Raw genomic sequence first — 19,237 nt, forward strand, 5'->3', positions numbered from 1 at the left:
GCTTTCACTTCGTAATCGGAGGAAGGAGATTTAACATGATACAAAATGACAAATTAGCTAAATTAAAAGCTGAATTAATTCATACAAAAAAAGAAATCGAAGAACGCTTTAAAGAAAATGACCATTATCAATTAGAGCGGGAAAACCCTTATAATTCTGTAGGTGAGCTATCCGCTTACGATAATCATCCAGGTGATTTAGGGACGGAATTATATGAACGTGAAAAAGATATCGCTTTAAATGAGCATACGGAAAAAGAATTAGCTGATATTAACCATGCACTCCAAGCAATGGAGAATGGTTCGTATGGTAAATGTGAAGTTTGTGGCAAGGATATTGATGAAGAACGACTAGAGGCAATTCCTTCTACTACTTACTGTAAAGAACATAGTCCAAACCAAATCGTTTCACACAATCGACCGGTTGAAGAAGGTGTATTAATGCCTGCATTTGGAAAATTTGAGTTCGATGATGAAGAAGCTGTAACTTTTGATTCAGAGGATACTTGGCAGATTGTATCTGAATATGGGACGAGTGAATCTCCATCTGATTTAGATGATAGAGGTGTGGACCATTATAACGACGTATACGTGGAAAGCGGAGAAAACGAAGGGTATGTAGAAGACTTTGAAAACTTTATAGGTACAGACATGTACGGAAAAGAAATTAAAGTATACAATAACGATCAACATGAAAAATATGAACAACAATTAGATGAAGAAGGGATTATGACTTCATTTGGAGACCTACCTGGTTATGAAAAGGATCCTTATACAGAAGAAGCTTTAGAAGAAGATAAATAAAGGTACTCATTTTAAATTGCTGGTACAGAATAATACTTTATTTCTGTACCAGTATTTTTAGTTTCATTTTTCCTTATTCCTACACATATTTATTGGTAACACCTATTTTTATGGGGATGGGAAAGGGGCTATTTTATTGCGTATGGATCATTTTTCAAAAGAGTGGTCTGTTTTACTTGCAGAGTGTTGTCAATTAGCATATGACCAATTTCATCAAAATGGAATATTTTCTTTACCTCCAGGCTTTCAACTGGAGAAAGAATTTAAAGGAGTTTCTTTCCATTTAACAGAATGGTTTGGCTTTATCATTGAATCAGAAGAAGTTATCGTTGTAGCCTTTAGGGGTACACAAACTAATCTTGATTGGATTTCAGACCTTGAAGTAAGTCAAGAACATTTCCCATACTGTTCTCCCTCACCTTTAGTGCATAGTGGATTTTTATCGATTTATAATTCTGTTAGAGACGAGATACTTTCTACTCTTGAAACATTATCAAAGAAGAAAACATTATTAATTACTGGACACAGTTTAGGTGGTGCACTAGCTACGCTTTTAGCACTTGAATGTAACATAGAAAAACTATTTTCTTCTATAATTATGTATAACTATGGTAGCCCGCGTGTTGGAGATGAAGGTTTCGTAGAAGAGTATAAGAAACAGGGACCTCCGTCCATTCGCTTTGTTAATTTATTAGACATAGTACCTTTTGTTCCAACTTCCCGAGTGTACAGTCCAATTTCAAAACAACATTGGTATTATCGCCATATTCCAAGCGCTATTCGATTTGTAAAAAGAGAAGGTTCTATAATAAAAAACCACAGCATGGAAACATATATCGCTGCAGTTAAAGAAAATAACTGAAATCGTAATACTTCATACCCTACACTTTTTTAATTTTCCCCCAGCACCAAGTCACTGGATCCAGATGCATAAAAAGAGGGACTGTATATTGTCCCTCTCCACTATTAATAGCTTTTCACTCTACTATTTGTAATTCTCCATATTTCTTCTGCATATTGCGCAATCGTTCGGTCACTAGAAAAGTAGCCCGAAGCTGCAATATTGTTAGCGCTCATCGTTAACCACCTAGTACGATTTAAGTACGCTTCATTTACCTGTTCTTGAATCTTTGCATATGCTCCAAAATCTTTCAACACAAAATATTCATCATTTTGTACTAATAAAGAGTCATAAATAGGTTCAAAATGGTCTTGAACGTTTGGGAAAAAGCCATTTATAAGTTGTTCCATCACTTGCTCAATTCGTCCATCATGATGGTAATACTCTGAGGAATTATAGCCACCATGTTGCTGATAGTGAAGAACATCATCAGCTTTAAGGCCAAAAATAAAAATATTCTCTTGGCCAACCTCTTCTAAAATTTCTACATTAGCTCCATCCAACGTCCCTAATGTAACAGCACCATTCATCATAAATTTCATGTTCCCAGTCCCAGATGCTTCTTTGCTTGCCGTTGATATTTGTTCACTGACGTCCGCAGCCGGGAATATATCCTCTGCCAACGAAACACGATAATTTTCTAAAAACACAATTTTTAATTGTTCGCGGACATCCTTGTCATTATTCACTTTCTCTGCTAACGAGTTTATGAGTTTAATAACTTTTTTCGCATAATAATAACCTGGCGAAGCTTTGGCACCGAATATAAAAGTACGTGGGTGTATTTCAAACGATGAGTCTTCCTTCAAACGGTTGTATAAATACATAATGTGGAGTACATTTAAAAGCTGCCTTTTGTAGGCATGCAATCGTTTAACTTGCACATCAAAAATACTATCCGTATCAACTTTCAGTCCTTGTTGCTCGAATATTCGCTTCGCCAGTATTTGTTTCCTCGTTTGTTTCACCTTTGAAAGTTTTTCAAGAAAAGATTGATCGTTTGCTAGATCTTTTAGTGAAGATAGTTTACTAGGTTCATGAATCCACCCTTCTCCAATTGAATCATTAATTAATTGTGTTAATTGTGGATTCGACTTTATTAACCATCTTCTATGTGTAATACCATTTGTTTTACTATTAAACTTCTCTGGATGCGCCTCATAAAATAAACGCATTTCTCTCTTTTTTAAAATATCCGTATGGATTTTAGCAACACCGTTGACGCTATAACTTCCCGCAATAGCTAAATGCGCCATTTTTACTAATCCGTGAGCAATTATCGCCATTTGCTCTATCCGCTGCCAGTCACCAGGATATTTACTCCATAATTCTTTACAATATCTTTCATTTATCTCTTCAACAATCATATAAATCCTTGGTAATAGCGGTTGAAAGATAGAAATCTGCCACTTTTCTAACGCTTCAGAGAGAGTTGTATGGTTTGTATATGAAATCGTATTAGACGTAATTTCCCAAGCTTCTTCCCAACTAAAGCCTTCATCATCTAATAGAATCCTCATTAACTCTGGAATTGCTAAAACAGGATGAGTATCATTAATATGAATTGTCACCCGTTTATGGAAATCTTTTAAATGCCCATTTTTCAATCTATAGGAACGAACAATACTACCTATACTCGCAGCAACTAAAAAATATTGTTGCTTTAATCTTAAAATTTTCCCATCGTCATGTGTGTCATCAGGGTATAAAAATTCAGAAACTGATTCTGTATCTCGCTTATATTGTAATACATCCTTCGTATGTGGATATGGACTAGGTTCAGCACTCCAAAGTCGAAGTGTATTTACTGTTTTCGTTTCGTAGCCAATTACAGGTACGTCATATGGAACCGCTAAAACCTTCTCACCATTTGCATGTCGAAACAACCACTTACCATCCTCTTGATACGACTCGACCTTTCCCCAAAAGTTTACTTCAACTGCGTTTTCAGGGCGTCTCACTTCCCAGACATTTCCGTGTCTTAACCACTGCTCTGGTAATTCGACTTGGTATCCATCCACTATTTTTTGATCGAATAGGCCATGTTTATATCGTATTCCGCAACCGTGCCCAGGTAGGTTTAACGAAGCTAGCGAATCTAGGAAACAGGCAGCTAATCTACCTAATCCCCCATTACCTAAACCAGCATCAGCTTCCATTTCTTCAAGCTGATGCAAATCAATTCCAAGATCATTTAAACCTTCCTCTACAACATCACGAATTCCTAAATTTAGCAAATTGCTACCTAATAAACGACCAAGTAAAAATTCAATCGATAAATAATACACCTGCTTCTCATTATCAGCACGGTACCGTTCATTTGTTTCTATCCAATCTTGGCTTATATGTTCCCTTATGAGGCTTCCTAACGTTTGAAATTGATCTCGTATTGTTGATTCGTCAAACTTTTTACCACACATTCTTTCAAGTTTTTTTAAATATAATCTTTTAAAACTTTCTTTATTCGAGAACATGTACGTTCCTCCTCGTTGACAAAGATGAATATAACTTGTTGTATTTAAAGGCTGAACTCGCCCAACTGTAGTCTCTACTCATCGCGTTTTTAACAAGACGATTCCATACTTTTTTTTCTTTATATAAGGAGATTGCTCGACGTATCGTAAATAACATGTCATGGGCATTATAATTTGTAAAACTAAAGCCATTTCCTTCTGTTGTTTCTTCGTTATAAGAAAAAACAGTATCGTTTAATCCTCCTGTTTCACGAACAATTGGTATCGTGCCATATCTCATTGCGATAAGTTGCCCTAAACCACATGGTTCAAATTTAGAAGGCATTAAGAAAAAGTCTGCTCCAGCATATATTTGATGAGCAAAATCTTCATTAAATCCTATTACAACTTTTACTTTTTGGGGATACTGAGCTGCTAACTGTCTAAAGAATTGTTCAAATTCAGCTTCTCCCGTCCCTAGAACGATAAATTGGACATCTTCTTCTAGCACCTCATGAAAGACATGTTTTACTAAATCTAAACCTTTTTGCTTAGTTAAACGGCTCACCATTGAAATGATAGGAACTTCTGGTCGTACGGGTAATTGACATATTTTTTGTAGATATTGTTTATTTTCATATTTCGGCTCAATATGTTGAACAGAATAGTTTGCTACAATAACTGGATCATTTAACGGGTTGTAAACTTCCTCATCTATTCCATTTACTATTCCCTCTAATAGATGTGACTTTTCTCTTAATACTCCATCTAATCTTTCTCCAAAATATTCGGTTTGTATTTCGTTTTTATACGTTGGACTTACAGTTGTTATCGCATGAGAAGAAACTAGTGCAGCTTTCATGAAGTTAACATTTCCATAAAACTCTAATTGATCTGTAGTGAAGTAACGGTTATCTAAGCCTAATAAGTCCCCTAAAATATGTTGCGGAAAAATGCCTTGAAACTGTAAATTGTGTATGGTAAAGACGGTTTTTATATCCTTATATCTAACATCATATTTATATTCATTTTCCAAAAGGAAATTGACCATTCCGGTATGCCAATCATGGCAATGGATTACTTCAGGAATAAACGATATAACAGGTATAATTTCTAATACTGCTCGGCAAAAGAAAGAAAAGCGTTCTCCATCATCAAAATGACCGTACAAAGAATCCCTATTAAAATAATATTCGTTATCGATAAAGTAATACGTAACGTCATCTACTATTAACCTTTCAATTCCACAATATTGTCGACGCCAACCAACTTGTATATATATAACCCCAATATTCTCCATTGCATCTTTATATTCAGCAGAAATTTGCCCGTATTTAGGTAGTATTACCCTCACATCTGTCCCTAATTTTTTTAATTCCTTCGGTAAGGCACCTGCTACATCACCAAGCCCCCCTGATTTTACAAAAGGGACACACTCTGATACGACAAATAAAACGTTCACGAGTTCATCAGCGCTCCTTGGACTGTTCCTTTTTTCAATACTAACGGCTCAGCTATTTTTCCAATTAATATTGTTTTTGGTTCTACTCTTACATCTTTATCCAAAATAACATTGTCTAAAACACTATTTTCCTTTATGACACTTTTTTGCATCACAATACTATTTTTAACTACTGTGCCCTTTTCAATTTTTACTCCTCTAAAGACGATACAGTTTTCTACATGTCCTTCAATAATTGCCCCATTTGCAATTAAAGAATTTTTCACGTATGCATCTTTCGAATATTTTGTTGGAGCCTCATCCTTTACTTTCGTGTAAATTGGACGATTACGTAGGAATAATTCTTTCCAGATGTTCGGATTTAATAGAGAAAGACTGTGTGAATAATAGTTTGATATAGAATCTACTACTGCAACATATCCGCTATGCTCATAATCACATACTGTTAAGTTATGATTACGATCCTTTACTACATCCATAATATTCCTGTAACCTGACTCTTTATTGGAGAACAGTTTAATTAGTAGATCCTTTTCAAGTATGAACATATCTAACATTTTCCCTTTTTGATTCACTTGTGTAATATCACATTGATTTTCTAAATGACGCTCTAATATTTTCTTATAATCAATATTACAAACTGTGTGACTATTCGTAATGAGTACGTATTTTTGCTTACTTCTTAAAAAGAAGTCGATATTCGATCTGAACTGATGAAAAGAACCTATTCCATTTAATAATTCCTTTTCAGAACTTGGAAAGAAGAAAAGTCCATCTCTTTTTCTATTTAAATCCCATTCTTTTCCTGAGCCAAGGTGGTCCATTAAAGAGCGATATTGATAGCGAGGAAATATCGCAACACTTTGTATCCCAGAATTGACCATATTGGATAAAACAAAATCGATTAAACGGTAGCGTCCACCAATTGGAACCGCCGCTAATGAGCGGTTACTTGTTAAATCTTGAATTTCTTCTTTCTGTGCAGTTGCATCTATAATCCCTAACATTGATTGATTCATTCCACATCCCCCTATACAGTCAAATTAAGTTAGCTTTGAAACCTTTGTAATTCCTTCTTCTACTAATTCTTCCGTAACTAAAATAATTTCTTCTTCGTATTTTTCTGGTGCTACAACTGTTCCATCCGGGATGACTAACCCACTAGGAATAATTGCACGTTCTATATACACGTTTTCCCCTATTTGCGCATCTGGCATAATAACCGACGAGCGTACGATACTATTTTTCCCTAGCGTTACCCCTTGAAAAAGTACGGAATGATCTACTTTCCCTTCAATAAAGCAGCCTTCATTTACGAGGGAATCATTTACTTCTGCGTATGAAGCAATAAATTGTGGGGGCTGATTAGGATTAACGGAATATATACGCCAATCATGATCGAACAAATTCAGTTCACAGCCTTCTTCTAACAAATCCATATTAGCTTCCCATAAGCTTTTAACAGTACCGACATCCTTCCAGTACCCTTTAAAAGGATAAGCGACTAATTTCTTTTTCTCTTCAAGAAGTAGAGGGATAACGTCTTTTCCGAAGTCATGGCTAGATTCTGGATTCCGGTCATCCATTTCTAAATATTCTTTTAAAATTGACCACTTAAATATATATATCCCCATTGAGGCTAAATTGCTTTTTGGGTGAGCTGGCTTCTCATCAAATTCAATAACCTCTTGTTGATCATTCGTATTCATAATTCCAAAACGACTCGCTTCTTCCCATGGAACCTCGATAACAGATATTGATACATCTGCATTTTTTTCTACATGAAAATCGAGCATCTCTGCATAATCCATCTTATAAATATGATCTCCTGATAATATTAAAACGTACTCAGGGTCGTACTGCTTTAAGTAATTCATATTTTGATATATTGCACTAGCAGTACCTGTATACCATTTCACTCCAGCTGATTCACTGTATGGTGGAAGAACAGTTACCCCACCATTTCGTCGATCAAGATCCCATGCACTTCCAATTCCAATATAGGAATGGAGCTCTAAAGGTTGATATTGCGTTAATATGCCAACCGTATCGATTCCAGAATTCGTACAATTACTTAACGTAAAATCGATAATACGGTATTTTCCACCAAACGGAACTGCTGGTTTTGCAATATTTTTCGTTAGCGAGCTCAAACGACTGCCCTTTCCACCCGCTAACAACATTGCTACACAACTTTTTTTCATTTTCATGAATTCCCTCTCTCCCATCGTCTTCTCTTCGGCCTCCACATACTAAAACCAAATGGTGCAATATCGACCAACATATGATACGGCTTTCCATGATATTCTCCTTCTACTGAAGATGATTCTTTGCTTTGTAAACTACTCGAACCTCCATACTCACTTCGACTACTAGTGAAAAATTCTTCGTAGTTAGTAAGTTCAGGAACTCCAATTTTATAATCTACGTATTGCTCTTTCGTGAAATTACATAAAATAATGACAAATTCATCATCTTTTTTTCCTTTACGTATAAAACTAAAAATACTTTGATCAGAGTTATTAGCATCAATCCATTCAAAGCCATCTTGCTCATGGTCTTTCTCAAACAAAGCTGGTGTTTCAGTATATGTTTTAATTAAATCTTTCATAAATATTTGCATCTGTTTATGGGTATTAAATTCGTCCATTAACACCCAATCTAATTGGTCTTGGTCTTTCCATTCATCCCATTGACCGAACTCGCTTCCCATAAATAATAATTTTTTGCCAGGGTGAGTCATATAATATCCATAAAAAAGCCTTAATTGATCAAATTTCCCACTGTAGTCACCTGGCATTTTATTTAGTAAAGATCGTTTACCATGAACTACTTCATCGTGAGATAAGGGTAAAATAAAGTTTTCTGAAAATGCATAAAGGAGGGAAAAAGTGACTTTATTATGATGATTTCTACGTTGTTCAGGCGATAGAATCATGTAAGATAACATGTCGTTCATCCAACCCATATTCCACTTATAATTAAAACCTAATCCATCAACAGAGGTTGGTTTTGTTACTAGGGGCCAATCTGTTGAATCTTCAGCAATCATTAACGCACTATAATCAAATTCATATACTGCTTCATTTAATTTCTTTAAAAAATTTATCGCAAAAGGATTTGCATGGAGCTCATCCGAATTAGGCCAAAACAGCATATTTGCTACTGCATCCACACGGAAGCCATCTACATGGAAATATTCCATCCAAAAGATCGCATTGGAGATTAGAAAGCTCTGAACCTCCGTTTTTCCTAAATCAAAATTTGCTGTTCCCCATACCTCATTTTCTCTATCGTTATATGCAGCATATTCAAATGTTGGAGTACCATCAAACATATATAATCCATGTGCATCTTTACAAAAATGCCCTGGAACCCAATCAAGAATGACTCCTATATCTTCTTGATGACATTTATCAATAAACATCATCAGTTCATGTGGAGTTCCATACCGACTTGTTGCAGAGTAATAGCCAGTACCTTGATATCCCCACGAACGATCATATGGATGTTCAACTAATGGTAATAATTCTATGTGGGTATAACCCATTTCTTTAACGTACGGTATTAATTCATCTGCCAATTCCTCGTAATTATACAAAGAACCATCTTGTTTCTTTTTCCAAGATGCAAGATGTAGCTCATATATAAACAATGGCTTTTCATATATAGATTGTCTTTTTTTCTTACGTCGCCAATTTGCATCCTTCCATTTATAGCCGTTTAATGGATAGACGATAGAGGCAGTATTTGGTCGCACTTCTGAATAAAAAGCGTACGGATCTGCTTTATGTAAAATCTCACCAGTTTGTGTGACTATTTCGTACTTATAAAGATGTCCACTCAAGTCCTCATCTGGAATGAGTATTGTCCAAACACCTTCCTTATTCAACCTTTCTAATTCATTACTAGATCCATTCCAATTGTTGAAGGAACCAATCAATCTAACATTTTTAGCATTTGGTGCCCAAACAGTAAATCTAGTACCTACTAACTTTCTTCTTTTCTTTACAATGTGTGAACCAAACAATTCAAAGCTTTTGTAGTATGTTCCTTCATGAAATAAGTGCAACTGATAATCTGTTGGAGTAGCGACAAGCATTTCTTCACCCTTCCTTCATAATGTTTCCTACTAATTATGATAAATAGTTTTCTGACAACTGTATAATTATTTTTGTAGACATGTTTTTACAAAATTTTAAATAATAAAATTATTGTCGAAAGCTGCAGAAGAAATTAACCGCTTTCAATGCTTCTACTAGAACGAACACATTTTTTTATTACTCGTGCTAACGTTTTCACAAATTTCACAAACGAGTAGCATTTTGTAGAAACCTGTCGATATGTTTTTATGTTAAATGGAAAAATTTTTGTGGAATAATAGTTTCTTATTGTATATTTTGACCTATTTTTATACTGTGAAAACTTAATGCCACCATTTTCTTAATTTACTTGCAAAAAAAAAGCTCGTAATAAACGAGCTTTTTGCATTTACATACTATATATAAAAGTAAACCATAAAATTAAGATTCTTGTATAAATGTTAGGTGTTGTATTATCTTATACTTTCTCCAAACGATACTTAGATGGAAGGATAGTACATTATTTTTATATTAGGACCATAGAGCTTTCGTATAAGCTACTTGTAAGCCCAACTTGTGCATATTATAATGGCTAACACTTCCATACTTAGCTTGTCCACATATTAATTGAGCACCACTACCTAAAGCATCATATATGCGTTCATATATTAAGCTAGTATGTATACCCTTATCACGCTTTTCTGGAAGTGTAGCGGCTACAGCTAAAGTTGCAACATGATGATGTATATGTAATACTCCTACTCCGACTGGCTTTTCTTCAATAGTGGCCAAATAGAATTTCCAACCTTCTAAACCATGCAATATTATGTTGTTTCCACTTACTGCTTCTTTAAAAGAAGTTGGCATGTTAAAAGCTTTTACATAAATTTCTCCATATAGATGAAACTGTTCAACGGTTAATTCAGTAATGTTTACATGGCTATTTAACTTATGAATAGTTGGCTTTGACCCAGAACTAAACAATGTAGTATGAAAATCTTTGTGAGAAACTCCGTAGTTTGGAAGTTTGGATAACAGTCGTGAGCTTACATGTCCAGGTACTATCTCTAGTTGTATTGGAATTTTTTTCGCGGCATAATGGAAAAAGATTTCATCTAAAAGATGTTCTTCTGCATCTGTTAATCCTTTCACTGTATTGTAAGCTGGACCAGGTATACCATTAATTGAAAAGGCAGTTGCATTGCCAAATTGAGTAATATTTACACCTAATTCGTTATTAGATATTTGTTGAAGGGCACGTAATCGTGAGGTAACCATATTAATTTCGGAGAGTTCTAGCTGTTTTGATAGATTAAAAGGTAACATCTTAAATTCACTTCCTACTTAAAAGAGTAAGATGTCGATCTAGTTGTGTAACTATATTTATTATAACAAACTATAGAAATATGGATAGAATCAACCATTTTAAACAAAGGGAAAGAGGAAACGAAATGCAGTGGTAACTAGGATAATTCGAGTTGCTATGTCATATGGACGTAACAGAAAATTTGCAGTTGGTTTATGCGCTCGTCCTAGAAGAGACAAATAGGTTATACTGTTCACTACAAAGTTACAATTTTTTTAGTTTCCTAGCAAAAGAAAAAACAGTAGTCTTATAGACTACTGTTTAGATGACCCGTACGGGATTCGAACCCGTGTTACCGCCGTGAAAGGGCGGTGTCTTAACCGCTTGACCAACGGGCCAAATTTCATATAGCTGGCGGAGAAGGAGGGATTTGAACCCTCGCGCCGGTTACCCGACCTACACCCTTAGCAGGGGCGCCTCTTCAGCCACTTGAGTACTTCTCCAAATGGCTCCACCAGTAGGATTCGAACCTACGACCCTTCGGTTAACAGCCGAATGCTCTACCGCTGAGCTATGGTGGAATAGAAATATTATTTTCTTTTACGAACTAGATTTCATATAGCCGAATGTCCTCGTCTCAGAAAGCTAATTCAAGATGCTGCTCGACGAGTACAACTCGCAGTTATTCTATGAAGCTTTGCTCGTTGCTCTACCGCTGAGCTATGGTGGAATAAAATATGGTGGGCCTAAATGGACTCGAACCATCGACCTCACGCTTATCAGGCGTGCGCTCTAACCAGCTGAGCTATAGGCCCCTAAATGGAGCGGGTGATGGGAATCGAACCCACGACATCAGCTTGGAAGGCTGAGGTTTTACCATTAAACTACACCCGCATAAAGGGCGATTGATGGGAATCGAACCCACGAGTGCCAGAGCCACAATCTGGTGCGTTAACCACTTCGCCACAACCGCCATGGTAATGTACTAATAATATTGATGGTGCCGGCGATAGGAGTCGAACCCACGACCTACTGATTACAAGTCAGTTGCTCTACCAACTGAGCTACACCGGCATTTAAGATTTATAATAATAATTAAAATGGTGGCTCGGGACGGAATCGAACCGCCGACACATGGATTTTCAGTCCATTGCTCTACCGACTGAGCTACCGAGCCATTTAATATTTTCGGGCCTAAACTTTGTCTTTCGTATCCATTGTCCTCGTCTCAGGAAGATTATTCAAGAAGCCTCTCGACGAGTACAACTCGTAGTAATTTCGATGATGCTTTGCTCGTTGCTCTACCGATTGAGCTACCGAGCCTAAATATTAATTTTTATAATGGCGGTCCCGACGGGAATCGAACCCGCGATCTCCTGCGTGACAGGCAGGCATGTTAACCGCTACACCACGGGACCTGGTTGCGGGGACAGGATTTGAACCTGCGACCTTCGGGTTATGAGCCCGACGAGCTACCGGACTGCTCCACCCCGCGACGATAAAAATTACTACATATTCTTTTTCTAAAGTAGCCATTTTTCATCATTCGAACGATATAATTTCTTGAATGATAAATATAATATGGCGGAGGAAGAGGGATTCGAACCCCCGCGGGCTTTAACACCCCTGTCGGTTTTCAAGACCGATCCCTTCAGCCGGACTTGGGTATTCCTCCGAATTATGAATGATACATGGTGGACCTTGTAGGACTCGAACCTACGACCGGACGGTTATGAGCCGTCTGCTCTAACCAACTGAGCTAAAGGTCCTTTGGTAGCGGCGGAGGGAGTCGAACCCACGACCTCACGGGTATGAACCGTACGCTCTAGCCAGCTGAGCTACACCGCCAAAGTATTTTATTAAAGATAAGTGGAGCCTAGCGGGATCGAACCGCTGACCTCCTGCGTGCAAGGCAGGCGCTCTCCCAGCTGAGCTAAGGCCCCATGAGTTAAATCAATTAAAATGTTATCTGGTCGGGAAGACAGGATTTGAACCTGCGACCCCTTGGTCCCAAACCAAGTGCTCTACCAAGCTGAGCTACTTCCCGTGAATGGCGCGCCCGAGAGGACTCGAACCCCTAACCTTTTGATCCGTAGTCAAACGCTCTATCCAATTGAGCTACGGGCGCTATTCTTATTTTTAAAAATGGTGCCGAGGACCGGAATCGAACCGGTACGGTAGTCACCTACCGCAGGATTTTAAGTCCTGTGCGTCTGCCAGTTCCGCCACCCCGGCAACTTTCGTGGAGCGGAAGACGGGATTCGAACCCGCGACCCCCACCTTGGCAAGGTGGTGTTCTACCACTGAACTACTTCCGCTAATATTTACTTATGCGGGTGAAGGGACTCGAACCCCCACGTCAAAGACACTAGATCCTAAGTCTAGCGCGTCTGCCAATTCCGCCACACCCGCGTAGATGGTGTGCCATGAAGGACTCGAACCTTCGACCCTCTGATTAAAAGTCAGATGCTCTACCGACTGAGCTAATGGCACTTAATTATTATTCTGCCTAAAGTCTAATACAACTGTAAGCATGATACTATTCGAAGAAGTGTTTCCTTTAGACGTCCATGCCTCAGGATGTTAATTCAAGTAGCAGCTCGGCATGTACGCTGAAGCTTATGCTTCGTAGCAAATTCCGACGTGCTCTACCGACTGAGCTAATGGCACTTAATAAATGGTGCCGGCGATAGGAGTCGAACCCACGACCTACTGATTACAAGTCAGTTGCTCTACCAACTGAGCTACACCGGCATATATAATTTGCATTTAAAACTATTACTTCTTTTTAATAGCCGTCACCCAAATCTCAGAAAGATTATTCAAGTAGCAGCTCGATTTGTGCGCTGAAGTGATTCCTTCGAAGCGTATTCGATCGTGCTCTACCAACTGAGCTACACCGGCATATTTAGTTTAGTTAAATAATAATGGTGGAGGATGACGGGATCGAACCGCCGACCCCCTGCTTGTAAGGCAGGTGCTCTCCCAGCTGAGCTAATCCTCCGTTATAACAGCCTGGCAACGTCCTACTCTCGCAGGGGGACAGCCCCCAACTACCATCGGCGCTGAAGAGCTTAACTTCCGTGTTCGGTATGGGAACGGGTGTGACCTCTTCGCCATCATTACCAGACTATTATTAAGTGACAAGAATAATTATATTCACTTTTCATAAAAAATCAAGTGTTTTTTTATTCTTTCAAAACTAGATAATATTTTCATCAAGATAGTTCGTATCGTTCATATACATTGGTTAAGTCCTCGATCGATTAGTATTCGTCAGCTACACGTGTCGCCACGCTTCCACCTCGAACCTATCAACCTGATCATCTTTCAGGGATCTTACTAGCATAATGCTAAAGGAAATCTCATCTTGAGGGGGGCTTCATGCTTAGATGCTTTCAGCACTTATCCCGTCCGCACGTAGCTACCCAGCTATGCCTTTGGCAAGACAACTGGTACACCAGCGGTGCGTCCATCCCGGTCCTCTCGTACTAAGGACAGCTCTTCTCAAATTTCCTACGCCCACGACGGATAGGGACCGAACTGTCTCACGACGTTCTGAACCCAGCTCGCGTACCGCTTTAATGGGCGAACAGCCCAACCCTTGGGACCGACTACAGCCCCAGGATGCGATGAGCCGACATCGAGGTGCCAAACCTCCCCGTCGATGTGGACTCTTGGGGGAGATAAGCCTGTTATCCCCGGGGTAGCTTTTATCCGTTGAGCGATGGCCCTTCCATGCGGAACCACCGGATCACTAAGCCCGACTTTCGTCCCTGCTCGACTTGTAGGTCTCGCAGTCAAGCTCCCTTGTGCCTTTACACTCTACGAATGATTTTCAACCATTCTGAGGGAACCTTTGGGCGCCTCCGTTACTCTTTAGGAGGCGACCGCCCCAGTCAAACTGCCCACCTGACACTGTCTCCCGAGCCGATAAGGCTCGCGGGTTAGAATTTCAATACAGCCAGGGTAGTATCCCACCGACGCCTCCACCGAAGCTAGCGCTCCGGCTTCTCAGGCTCCTACCTATCCTGTACAAGCTGTACCAAAATTCAATATCAGGCTACAGTAAAGCTCCACGGGGTCTTTCCGTCCTGTCGCGGGTAACCTGCATCTTCACAGGTACTATAATTTCACCGAGTCTCTGGTTGAGACAGTGCCCAGATCGTTACGCCTTTCGTGCGGGTCGGAACTTACCCGACAAGGAATTTCGCTACCTTAGGACCGTTATAGTTACGGCCGCCGTTTACTGGGGCTTCGGTTCAAAGCTTCGCGCCAAAGCGCTAACCTTTCCCCTTAACCTTCCAGCACCGGGCAGGCGTCAGCCCCTATACTTCGCCTTACGGCTTCGCAGAGACCTGTGTTTTTGCTAAACAGTCGCCTGGGCCTATTCACTGCGGCTCTCTCGGGCTTTAACACCCTAACAGAGCACCCCTTCTCCCGAAGTTACGGGGTCATTTTGCCGAGTTCCTTAACCAGAGTTCTCTCGCTCACCTTAGGATTCTCTCCTCGCCTACCTGTGTCGGTTTGCGGTACGGGCACCATATTCCTCGCTAGAAGCTTTTCTTGGCAGTGTGGAATCAGGAACTTCGGTACTATATTTCCCTCGCCATCACAGCTCAGCCTTTAGGATAAGCGGATTTGCCTACTTATCCAGCCTAACTGCTTGGACGCACATATCCAACAGTGCGCTTACCCTATCCTCCTGCGTCCCTCCATCGCTCAAACGGAATGAGGTGGTACAGGAATATCAACCTGTTATCCATCGCCTACGCCTTTCGGCCTCGGCTTAGGTCCCGACTAACCCTGAGCGGACGAGCCTTCCTCAGGAAACCTTAGGCATTCGGTGGAAGGGATTCTCACCCTTCTTTCGCTACTCATACCGGCATTCTCACTTCTAAGCGCTCCACCAGTCCTTACGGTCTAGCTTCAACGCCCTTAGAACGCTCTCCTACCACTGTTCGTAAGAACAGTCCGCAGCTTCGGTGATACGTTTAGCCCCGGTACATTTTCGGCGCAGAGTCACTCGACCAGTGAGCTATTACGCACTCTTTAAATGGTGGCTGCTTCTAAGCCAACATCCTGGTTGTCTAAGCAACTCCACATCCTTTTCCACTTAACGTATACTTTGGGACCTTAGCTGGCGGTCTGGGCTGTTTCCCTCTTGACTACGGATCTTATCACTCGCAGTCTGACTCCTGAGAAACAAGTCTTTGGCATTCGGAGTTTGACTGAATTCGGTAATCCGATGAGGACCCCTAGTCCAATCAGTGCTCTACCTCCAAGACTCTTTACTCAAGGCTAGCCCTAAAGCTATTTCGGAGAGAACCAGCTATCTCCAGGTTCGATTGGAATTTCTCCGCTACCCACACCTCATCCCCGCACTTTTCAACGTGCGTGGGTTCGGGCCTCCATTCAGTGTTACCTGAACTTCACCCTGGACATGGGTAGATCACCTGGTTTCGGGTCTACGACCACGTACTATGACGCCCTATTCAGACTCGCTTTCGCTACGGCTCCGTCTCATCAACTTAACCTTGCACGTAATCGTAACTCGCCGGTTCATTCTACAAAAGGCACGCTATCACCCATTAACGGGCTCTAACTACTTGTAGGCACACGGTTTCAGGATCTTTTCACTCCCCTTCCGGGGTGCTTTTCACCTTTCCCTCACGGTACTGGTTCACTATCGGTCACTAGGGAGTATTTAGCCTTGGGAGATGGTCCTCCCAGCTTCCGACGGGATTTCTCGTGTCCCGCCGTACTCAGGATCCACTCAAGAGAGAACGAGGTTTCAACTACAGGGTTTTTACCTTCTATGACAGACCTTTCCAGGTCGCTTCGTTTACCCCGTTCTTTTGTAACTCCGTATAGAGTGTCCTACAACCCCAAGAGGCAAGCCTCTTGGTTTGGGCTAATTCCGTTTCGCTCGCCGCTACTCAGGAAATCGCGTTTGCTTTCTCTTCCTCCGGGTACTTAGATGTTTCAGTTCCCCGGGTCTGCCTTCCATACCCTATGTATTCAGGTAAGGATACTACTCCATTACGAGTAGTGGGTTTCCCCATTCGGAAATCTCTGGATCAAAGCTTACTTACAGCTCCCCAAAGCATATCGGTGTTAGTCCCGTCCTTCATCGGCTCCTAGTGCCAAGGCATCCACCGTGCGCCCTTAATAACTTAACCGTCGACAAATGATAAGCTTCGGCTTCTCTAGTCAGCTTCCTTCGCTCACGTCCTCATGTACGCTTTTGTACACTCCGGCGCTCGCTCAGTCGCTTCCTCAACCTGCTCGCTTCTAATTTGTCTTAGTATTCAACCCAAAATTAGGTTTCGTTGATAACAGCGAATTGTTATCATTAGAAAATTACTAAGATGAACGATACTTGTGAATGTATCTTGATTACTTATATTATCTAGTTTTCAAAGAACAAATAAAGGTTAGAAATAAGCAACAATACCTTTTAGCACGGTTCCTCGCTTTAGTTCTTCCAATATAGAACGAGAGAATGATCTCTCAAAACTAAACAAAACAATGAGCGTGATTTTCCTTAGAAAGGAGGTGATCCAGCCGCACCTTCCGATACGGCTACCTTGTTACGACTTCACCCCAATCATCTGTCCCACCTTAGGCGGCTGGCTCCAAAAGGTTACCCCACCGACTTCGGGTGTTACAAACTCTCGTGGTGTGACGGGCGGTGTGTACAAGGCCCGGGAACGTATTCACCGCGGCATGCTGATCCGCGATTACTAGCGATTCCGGCTTCATGTAGGCGAGTTGCAGCCTACAATCCGAACTGAGAACGGTTTTATGGGATTGGCTCGACCTCGCGGTTTTGCTGCCCTTTGTACCGTCCATTGTAGCACGTGTGTAGCCCAGGTCATAAGGGGCATGATGATTTGACGTCATCCCCACCTTCCTCCGGTTTGTCACCGGCAGTCTCCTTAGAGTGCCCAACTAAATGCTGGCAACTAAGAACAAGGGTTGCGCTCGTTGCGGGACTTAACCCAACATCTCACGACACGAGCTGACGACAACCATGCACCACCTGTCACTCTGTCCCCCGAAGGGGAACGCTCTATCTCTAGAGGTGGCAGAGGATGTCAAGACCTGGTAAGGTTCTTCGCGTTGCTTCGAATTAAACCACATGCTCCACCGCTTGTGCGGGCCCCCGTCAATTCCTTTGAGTTTCAGTCTTGCGACCGTACTCCCCAGGCGGAGTGCTTAATGCGTTAGCTGCAGCACTAAAGGGCGGAAACCCTCTAACACTTAGCACTCATCGTTTACGGCGTGGACTACCAGGGTATCTAATCCTGTTTGCTCCCCACGCTTTCGCGCCTCAGCGTCAGTTACAGACCAGAGAGTCGCCTTCGCCACTGGTGTTCCTCCACATCTCTACGCATTTCACCGCTACACGTGGAATTCCACTCTCCTCTTCTGCACTCAAGTCTCCCAGTTTCCAATGACCCTCCACGGTTGAGCCGTGGGCTTTCACATCAGACTTAAGAAACCGCCTGCGCGCGCTTTACGCCCAATAATTCCGGACAACGCTTGCCACCTACGTATTACCGCGGCTGCTGGCACGTAGTTAGCCGTGGCTTTCTGGTTAGGTACCGTCAAGGTGCGAGCAGTTACTCTCGCACTTGTTCTTCCCTAACAACAGAGCTTTACGACCCGAAGGCCTTCATCGCTCACGCGGCGTTGCTCCATCAGACTTTCGTCCATTGTGGAAGATTCCCTACTGCTGCCTCCCGTAGGAGTCTGGGCCGTGTCTCAGTCCCAGTGTGGCCGATCACCCTCTCAGGTCGGCTACGCATCGTTGCCTTGGTGAGCCGTTACCTCACCAACTAGCTAATGCGCCGCGGGCCCATCTGTAAGTGATAGCCGAAACCATCTTTCAATATAGTACCAGGAGGTACTATATATTATCCGGTATTAGCTCCGGTTTCCCGAAGTTATCCCAGTCTTACAGGCAGGTTGCCCACGTGTTACTCACCCGTCCGCCGCTAACTTCTTTAAAGCAAGCTCTAAAGAAGTTCGCTCGACTTGCATGTATTAGGCACGCCGCCAGCGTTCGTCCTGAGCCAGGATCAAACTCTCCGTAGAGTATTTGATTGCTCAAAATGTTTGCTGACTTATCGTCAATTTATTGTTTTGTCGATTTTAAAAAACCGACTTGCACGCTATTGTTTTGTTTAGTTTTCAAAGAACATTTTCGCTTCAGAAGCGACTT

8 protein-coding genes, 22 tRNA genes and 3 rRNA genes are annotated in these 19,237 nt (G+C 41.1%); 2 read left to right on the forward strand and 31 right to left on the reverse strand.

Annotated features, from left to right (window positions below):
- Positions 1-35 precede the first annotated feature (35 nt).
- Entirely contained in the window at positions 36-803 is a 768-nt protein-coding gene (locus BC6307_RS17660) for a TraR/DksA C4-type zinc finger protein (RefSeq protein ID WP_066415605.1), read from the forward strand.
- A gap of 142 nt (positions 804-945) precedes the next feature.
- Positions 946-1,665, forward strand: a complete 720-nt coding sequence (locus BC6307_RS17665) for a lipase family protein (protein WP_084380403.1) — start codon at positions 946-948, stop codon at positions 1,663-1,665.
- A 104-nt stretch (positions 1,666-1,769) separates the two neighbouring features.
- Here the strand turns inward: BC6307_RS17665 and BC6307_RS17670 are convergent, their stop codons facing one another.
- From BC6307_RS17670 to BC6307_RS17820, 31 genes are all read right to left on the reverse strand, one after another.
- Positions 1,770-4,178 (reverse strand): glycogen/starch/alpha-glucan phosphorylase, encoded by a 2,409-nt coding sequence (locus BC6307_RS17670; protein WP_066415609.1) that lies wholly within the window; start codon positions 4,176-4,178, stop codon positions 1,770-1,772.
- Positions 4,165-5,619 (reverse strand): glycogen synthase GlgA, encoded by a 1,455-nt coding sequence (gene glgA / locus BC6307_RS17675; RefSeq protein WP_066415617.1) that lies wholly within the window; start codon positions 5,617-5,619, stop codon positions 4,165-4,167. The genes BC6307_RS17670 and glgA overlap by 14 nt, the downstream gene beginning before the upstream one ends.
- A complete protein-coding gene (locus BC6307_RS17680; RefSeq protein ID WP_066415620.1) occupies positions 5,616-6,638 on the reverse strand; it encodes a GlgC family sugar phosphate nucleotidyltransferase in 1,023 nt (340 codons plus the stop codon). The genes glgA and BC6307_RS17680 overlap by 4 nt, the downstream gene beginning before the upstream one ends.
- Before the next feature lie 24 nt (positions 6,639-6,662).
- Positions 6,663-7,823, reverse strand: a complete 1,161-nt coding sequence (locus BC6307_RS17685) for a glucose-1-phosphate adenylyltransferase (RefSeq protein ID WP_169714904.1) — start codon at positions 7,821-7,823, stop codon at positions 6,663-6,665.
- 2 nt (positions 7,824-7,825) lie between these two features.
- Positions 7,826-9,721, reverse strand: coding sequence for a 1,4-alpha-glucan branching protein GlgB (glgB, locus tag BC6307_RS17690; RefSeq protein WP_066415623.1), 1,896 nt, complete (start codon positions 9,719-9,721; stop codon positions 7,826-7,828).
- Positions 9,722-10,232: 511 nt separating this feature from the next.
- Complete coding sequence (locus tag BC6307_RS17695) at positions 10,233-11,027, reverse strand: GNAT family protein (RefSeq protein WP_066415624.1); 795 nt, start codon at positions 11,025-11,027, stop codon at positions 10,233-10,235.
- A gap of 306 nt (positions 11,028-11,333) precedes the next feature.
- Positions 11,334-11,405: transfer RNA gene (locus BC6307_RS17700), tRNA-Glu, on the reverse strand.
- A 14-nt stretch (positions 11,406-11,419) separates the two neighbouring features.
- Positions 11,420-11,510 (reverse strand) — tRNA-Ser (locus BC6307_RS17705).
- Between the two features lie 3 nt (positions 11,511-11,513).
- A tRNA-Asn gene (locus BC6307_RS17710) sits at positions 11,514-11,588 on the reverse strand.
- 157 nt (positions 11,589-11,745) lie between these two features.
- Positions 11,746-11,822: transfer RNA gene (locus BC6307_RS17715), tRNA-Ile, on the reverse strand.
- Between the two features lie 5 nt (positions 11,823-11,827).
- Positions 11,828-11,901: transfer RNA gene (locus BC6307_RS17720), tRNA-Gly, on the reverse strand.
- 6 nt (positions 11,902-11,907) lie between these two features.
- Positions 11,908-11,980 (reverse strand) — tRNA-His (locus BC6307_RS17725).
- 25 nt (positions 11,981-12,005) lie between these two features.
- A tRNA-Thr gene (locus BC6307_RS17730) sits at positions 12,006-12,081 on the reverse strand.
- A 27-nt stretch (positions 12,082-12,108) separates the two neighbouring features.
- A tRNA-Phe gene (locus BC6307_RS17735) sits at positions 12,109-12,184 on the reverse strand.
- Positions 12,185-12,349: 165 nt separating this feature from the next.
- Positions 12,350-12,425, reverse strand: a tRNA-Asp gene (locus tag BC6307_RS17740).
- Positions 12,426-12,502: transfer RNA gene (locus tag BC6307_RS17745), tRNA-Met, on the reverse strand. It lies immediately after the preceding tRNA gene.
- Positions 12,503-12,589: 87 nt separating this feature from the next.
- Positions 12,590-12,682, reverse strand: a tRNA-Ser gene (locus BC6307_RS17750).
- 17 nt (positions 12,683-12,699) lie between these two features.
- Positions 12,700-12,776, reverse strand: a tRNA-Ile gene (locus BC6307_RS17755).
- 2 nt (positions 12,777-12,778) lie between these two features.
- A tRNA-Met gene (locus tag BC6307_RS17760) sits at positions 12,779-12,855 on the reverse strand.
- 22 nt (positions 12,856-12,877) lie between these two features.
- A tRNA-Ala gene (locus BC6307_RS17765) sits at positions 12,878-12,950 on the reverse strand.
- A gap of 27 nt (positions 12,951-12,977) precedes the next feature.
- Positions 12,978-13,054, reverse strand: a tRNA-Pro gene (locus tag BC6307_RS17770).
- A 4-nt stretch (positions 13,055-13,058) separates the two neighbouring features.
- Positions 13,059-13,135, reverse strand: a tRNA-Arg gene (locus BC6307_RS17775).
- Positions 13,136-13,153: 18 nt separating this feature from the next.
- Positions 13,154-13,242: transfer RNA gene (locus BC6307_RS17780), tRNA-Leu, on the reverse strand.
- An 8-nt stretch (positions 13,243-13,250) separates the two neighbouring features.
- Positions 13,251-13,325, reverse strand: a tRNA-Gly gene (locus BC6307_RS17785).
- Between the two features lie 13 nt (positions 13,326-13,338).
- Positions 13,339-13,419: transfer RNA gene (locus BC6307_RS17790), tRNA-Leu, on the reverse strand.
- Between the two features lie 5 nt (positions 13,420-13,424).
- Positions 13,425-13,500 (reverse strand) — tRNA-Lys (locus BC6307_RS17795).
- A gap of 185 nt (positions 13,501-13,685) precedes the next feature.
- Positions 13,686-13,761 (reverse strand) — tRNA-Thr (locus tag BC6307_RS17800).
- Between the two features lie 174 nt (positions 13,762-13,935).
- Positions 13,936-14,011, reverse strand: a tRNA-Val gene (locus BC6307_RS17805).
- Positions 14,012-14,020: 9 nt separating this feature from the next.
- Positions 14,021-14,137: ribosomal RNA gene (gene rrf / locus BC6307_RS17810) — 5S ribosomal RNA — on the reverse strand.
- Positions 14,138-14,253: 116 nt separating this feature from the next.
- Positions 14,254-17,189, reverse strand: a 23S ribosomal RNA gene (locus BC6307_RS17815).
- Positions 17,190-17,558: 369 nt separating this feature from the next.
- Positions 17,559-19,110, reverse strand: a 16S ribosomal RNA gene (locus BC6307_RS17820).
- Together the 16S, 23S and 5S rRNA genes with 22 tRNA genes alongside form the textbook arrangement of a ribosomal RNA operon.
- Between the last annotated feature and the right edge of the window lie 127 nt (positions 19,111-19,237).

This window comes from Sutcliffiella cohnii (assembly GCF_002250055.1).
Lineage (GTDB): Bacteria > Bacillota > Bacilli > Bacillales > Bacillaceae_I > Sutcliffiella > Sutcliffiella cohnii.